Origin of the sequence: Bacillus sp. SRB_8, from assembly GCF_003264205.1 — a bacterium.
Lineage (GTDB): Bacteria > Bacillota > Bacilli > Bacillales > Bacillaceae_G > Bacillus_A > Bacillus_A mycoides.
The window spans coordinates 191,390-193,347 of sequence record NZ_NADT01000019.1 but is presented as its reverse complement, the minus strand read 5'-3'; the positions used below and the strand labels follow the sequence as shown (position 1 = coordinate 193,347).

Annotated in this window: 2 protein-coding genes and 1 pseudogene; 2 read left to right on the top strand and 1 reads right to left on the bottom strand. The window is 34.6% G+C overall.

Features of this window, described 5'->3' with window-relative positions:
• A partial coding sequence (locus B5P40_RS16450) for a DUF4183 domain-containing protein (protein ID WP_142936365.1) occupies nucleotides 1-601 on the top strand: 601 nt, incomplete at its 5' end.
• Between the two features lie 65 nt (nucleotides 602-666).
• On the opposite strand, the gene B5P40_RS16445 is transcribed toward B5P40_RS16450, so the two are convergent.
• Entirely contained in the window at nucleotides 667-957 is a 291-nt protein-coding gene (locus tag B5P40_RS16445) for a DUF4183 domain-containing protein (RefSeq protein WP_002031992.1), read from the bottom strand.
• Nucleotides 958-1,434: 477 nt separating this feature from the next.
• On the opposite strand from B5P40_RS16445, the pseudogene exsJ reads away from it, so the two are divergent.
• A pseudogene (gene exsJ / locus B5P40_RS33505) lies at nucleotides 1,435-1,958 on the top strand (exosporium protein ExsJ); the annotation flags it as partial.

Below are 1,958 nucleotides of genomic sequence, written 5' to 3'. Positions count from 1 at the left end.
AACCGGAGAAACCGGAGAAACAGGAGAAACAGGAGCAACCGGAGCAACAGGAGCAACCGGAGCAACAGGAGAAACAGGAGAAACAGGAGCAACAGGAGAAACAGGAGAAACAGGAGAAACAGGGGCAACAGGAGCAACCGGAGCAACAGGGGCAACCGGAGAAACAGGAATAACAGGAGAAACAGGAATAACGGGAGTAGCAGGAGCAACCGGAGAAACAGGGGCAGCAGGAGAAACAGGCCCAACCGGAGCAACAGGAGCAATAGGAGCAACCGGAGAAACGGGAGAAACAGGAATAACAGGAGAAACAGGAATAACCGGCCCAACGGGAATACCGGGAATAATCCCAACAACAAACCTATTATATTTTACTTTTTCAGATGGGGAAAAACTTATATATACTAATGCAGATGGTATAGCACAATACGGTACAACACAAATCTTATCACCAAGTGAAGTTTCTTATATTAATCTATTTATAAATGGAATTCTTCAACCACAACCTTTTTATGAAGTTACAGCTGGTCAGTTAACTTTATTAGATGATGAACCACCCTCACAAGGATCTTCAATTATCCTACAATTTATTATTATTAATTAAAAAAGACAGATTCTTAATGGAAAAAGGAATCTGTCTTTTTTTGTTCTAAATTACATTAGTTAAAATTAAGTGACGATAAATTCAATTGTTATTGGGATTCCACCGTCTAATACATCTCCGCCAGGAATTGTAATAGCACCAGTAGGACCTGTGGTGACACTGGAGTTCACGCTAGGTTGAATTATCCCGTTTACATAGAGGTTGTAATACGTAAAAGTCGGAAAGGCAGTTGCAGTAGTACCGGCATCGTTTAAACAAGCTGTTGCAGCAATTGCAAAAGCTGCACCTGTTCCTGTTCCAGCTCCTAGTGTAGATGTAAATCTTCTAGAAGCGATAAATGGTTGAATAATTGGCAATTAAATTTCACTCCTTTAATTATTTTTTGAACGAAGTATAGAATAACTTGTCCACTATATTGTATGAAAGTTTTTTATAATAGAAACGGCTTCATGATTATAGAAGGAACACAATATTAGTAAAGGTATCATTTTTAATTAGTTGAAAGAATGATGTTGTTACTTGTAGAATATATGCTAATGATTTATTTATGTTTTAATTTTTAAATGAAAATGTGCTTTTGGACCTAATAGATAAACGTGGAAAAATAAAATAAACTCTTAAGTTTAGGTGTTTAATCTAAGCAGTCAATTATTAAAAACATATAATTAATATGTGAGTCATGAACATAATTAAATTACGTTTTCAAGTTTGATTATAATTCATGTTTCCTATTTTAAGAGAAACATATAACTCAACTACTTTTTACAATCGCATCTTTTATAGTTCTTAGAATAGGAAAACACTCAACTATAAGAAAAGTAAGGAGGAAATAAATGTCAAATAATAATTGTTTTGGTCATAATAACTGCAATCCAATTGTTTTTTCAGCAGATTGTTGTAAAAATCCACAGTCAGTTCCTATTACTAGGGAACAATTAAGTCAATTAATTACTTTACTAAACTCATTAGTATCAGCTATTTCAGCATTTTTTGCAAATCCAAGTAATGCAAACAGATTAGCGTTACTCGATTTATTTAATCAATTTTTAATTTTCTTAAATTCCTTATTACCTTCTCCAGAAGTTAATTTTTTGAAACAATTAACTCAAAGTATTATAGTTTTATTACAATCTCCAGCACCTAATTTAGGACAATTGTCAACATTATTGCAACAATTTTATAGCGCCCTTGCACAATTCTTCTTCGCTTTAGATCTTATCCCTATATCCTGCAACTCAAATGTTGATTCTGCAACTTTACAACTTCTTTTTAATTTATTAATTCAATTAATCAATGCTACTCCAGGGGCGACAGGTCCAACAGGTCCAACAGGTCCAACAGGAGGCGGAGCGACAGG